Source organism: Micromonospora sp. DSM 43699, from assembly GCF_055517075.1.
Map to the genome: position 1 here is coordinate 1 of NZ_JBTMMT010000132.1, position 3,312 is coordinate 3,312.

Genomic DNA, 3,312 nt, shown 5'->3' on the forward strand with positions numbered 1-3,312 from the left:
GGGGGGTGCCAGGCATGGCCTGGTCTCGCATACCGGGTTCCCTGTGGGGGGCTGTTTGGTGTGGGGCTGTGGGTTGTGGGTTGGTTGTTTGTTGAGAATTGCACAGTGGACGCGAGCATCTTTGTGGTCAAGTTGTCAAGGGCGAACGGTGGATGCCTTGGCACCAGGAGCCGATGAAGGACGTGGGAGGCCGCGATAGGCCTGGGGGAGCTGTCAACCAAGCTGTGATCCCAGGGTGTCCGAATGGGGAAACCTGGCACCAGTCATGTGGTGTCACCTGCACCTGAACACATAGGGTGTATGGGGGGAACGCGGGGAAGTGAAACATCTCAGTACCCGTAGGAAGAGAAAACAAATAAGTGATTCCGTGAGTAGTGGCGAGCGAAAGCGGATTGAGGCTAAACCGGTTGCGTGTGATACCTGTCAGGGGTTGCGTAGTCGGGGTTGTGGGACCCTGCTGAACAGGCTGACACTTGTTCGAGGAGTTATCAAGTCAGTGGCTAGCCGAACAGTCTGGAATGGCTGACCGTAGTCGGTGAGAGTCCGGTAGGTGAAAGTTGCTGACCTTCTGTGGGTGTTCCCGAGTAGCGGCGGACCCCTGAAATCTGCCGTGAATCTGCCAGGACCACCTGGTAAGCCTAAATACTTCCTGGTGACCGATAGCGGACGAGTACCGTGAGGGAATGGTGAAAAGTACCCCGGGAGGGGAGTGAAATAGTACCTGAAACCGTTCGCCTACAATCCGTCGGAGCCTTGCGGGGTGACGGCGTGCCTTTTGAAGAATGAGCCTGCGAGTTAGTGGCATGTGGCGAGGTTAACCCGTGTGGGGGAGCCGTAGCGAAAGCGAGTCTGAATAGGGCGTCGTAGTCGCATGTTCTAGACCCGAAGCGGAGTGATCTAGCCATGGGCAGGCTGAAGCGCGGGTAAGACCGCGTGGAGGGCCGAACCCACCAACGTTGAAAAGTTGGGGGATGACCTGTGGTTAGGGGTGAAAGGCCAATCAAACTCCGTGATAGCTGGTTCTCCCCGAAATGCATTTAGGTGCAGCGTCGCGTGTTTCTTGCCGGAGGTAGAGCACTGGATGGTCTAGGGGGCCCACAAGCTTACCGAAATCAGCCAAACTCCGAATGCCGGTAAGTGAGAGCGCGGCAGTGAGACTGCGGGGGATAAGCTTCGTAGTCGAGAGGGAAACAGCCCAGATCACCAGCTAAGGCCCCTAAGCGTGTGCTAAGTGGAAAAGGATGTGGGGTCGCATAGACAACCAGGAGGTTGGCTTAGAAGCAGCCATCCTTTAAAGAGTGCGTAATAGCTCACTGGTCAAGTGGTTCCGCGCCGACAATGTAGCGGGGCTCAAGCACACCGCCGAAGCTGTGGCATTCACATGATACTTCGCCAGGTCTTGATATCTGGTGCAGGTGTGTGGATGGGTAGGGGAGCGTCGTGCCGGGGGTGAAGCAGCGGGGTGACCCAGTTGTGGACGCGGCACGAGTGAGAATGCAGGCATGAGTAGCGAAAGAAGGGTGAGAAACCCTTCCGCCGGATGACCAAGGGTTCCAGGGCCAGGCTAATCCGCCCTGGGTGAGTCGGGACCTAAGGCGAGGCCGAGAGGCGTAGTCGATGGACAACGGGTTGATATTCCCGTACCCGCGAAAGAGCGCCCGTGATGAACCTTATTGTGCTAACTGCCCGAACTGTTGGCGGTCTTCGGACCAAGAACGGGGAGCGTGGGAACCTGGTAGGTAGTAGTCAAGCGATGGGGTGACGCAGGAAGGTAGCTGAGCCCGGCCGGTGGTTGTGCCGGGGTAAGCGTGTAGGCCGTGCCGTAGGCAAATCCGCGGTGCACAGGGCTGAGACGTGATGCCGAGCCGATTCAGGTGAAGTCAGTGATCCTATGCTGCCGAGAAAAGCCTCTAGCGAGTTCTTAGCGGCCCGTACCCCAAACCGACACAGGTGGTCAGGTAGAGAATACCGAGGCGATCGGGCGAACTGTGGTTAAGGAACTCGGCAAATTGCCCCCGTAACTTAGGGAGAAGGGGGGCCGGAGACGTGAAGCCCCATGCGGGTGGAGCGTTGTATGGCCGCAGAGAGCAGGGGGAAGCGACTGTTTACTAAAAACACAGGTCCATGCGAAGAAGTAATTCGATGTATATGGACTGACGCCTGCCCGGTGCTGGAACGTTAAGGGGACCTGTTAGCCTTTCGGGGCGAGGCGGAGAACTTAAGCGCCAGTAAACGGCGGTGGTAACTATAACCATCCTAAGGTAGCGAAATTCCTTGTCGGGTAAGTTCCGACCTGCACGAATGGCGTAACGACTTCCCCACTGTCTCAACCACAGGCCCGGCGAAATTGCAGTACGAGTAAAGATGCTCGTTACGCGCGGCAGGACGGAAAGACCCCGGGACCTTTACTATAGCTTGACATTGGTATCTGAATGGGCTTGTGTAGGATAGGTGGGAGCCAGTGAAACCTGTACGCCAGTATGGGTGGAGGCAATCTTGAAATACCACTCTGGTTGATTTGGGTATCTAACTTCGGACCGTTATCCGGTTCAGGGACAGTGTCTGGTGGGTAGTTTAACTGGGGCGGTTGCCTCCTAAAGGGTAACGGAGGCGCCCAAAGGTTCCCTCAGCCTGGTTGGCAATCAGGTGTTGAGTGCAAGTACACAAGGGAGCTTGACTGTGAGACTGACAGGTCGAGCAGGGACGAAAGTCGGGACTAGTGATCCGGCACTTGCGAGTGGAAGCGGTGTCGCTCAACGGATAAAAGGTACCCCGGGGATAACAGGCTGATCTTCCCCAAGAGTCCATATCGACGGGATGGTTTGGCACCTCGATGTCGGCTCGTCGCATCCTGGGGCTGTAGCAGGTCCCAAGGGTTGGGCTGTTCGCCCATTAAAGCGGTACGCGAGCTGGGTTTAGAACGTCGTGAGACAGTTCGGTCCCTATCCGCCGTGCGCGTAGGATACTTGAGAAGGGCTGTCCCTAGTACGAGAGGACCGGGACGGACGAACCTCTGGTGTGCCAGTTGTCCCGCCAGGGGCACGGCTGGTTAGCTACGTTCGGAAGGGATAACCGCTGAAAGCATCTAAGCGGGAAGCCTGCTTCAAGATGAGGTATCCCACCCACCTATGGTGGGGTAAGGCCCCCAGCTAGACGACTGGGTTGATAGGCCGGAAATGTAAGCCCGGTAACGGGTTCAGTTGACCGGTACTAATAGGCCGAGGACTTGACTACGAAGCTGCTACGCGTCCACTGTGCAACTCTGAACAAGCAAACACCCCGACTGGTCACACGACCAGCCCGCGCGTGTGT

At 57.0% G+C, this 3,312-nt stretch carries 1 rRNA gene; it reads left to right on the top strand.

The window, feature by feature from the left end:
• Positions 1 to 125: 125 nt before the first annotated feature.
• Positions 126 to 3,234, top strand: a 23S ribosomal RNA gene (locus AC0AIB_RS30825).
• The last annotated feature ends 78 nt before the right edge of the window (positions 3,235 to 3,312 follow it).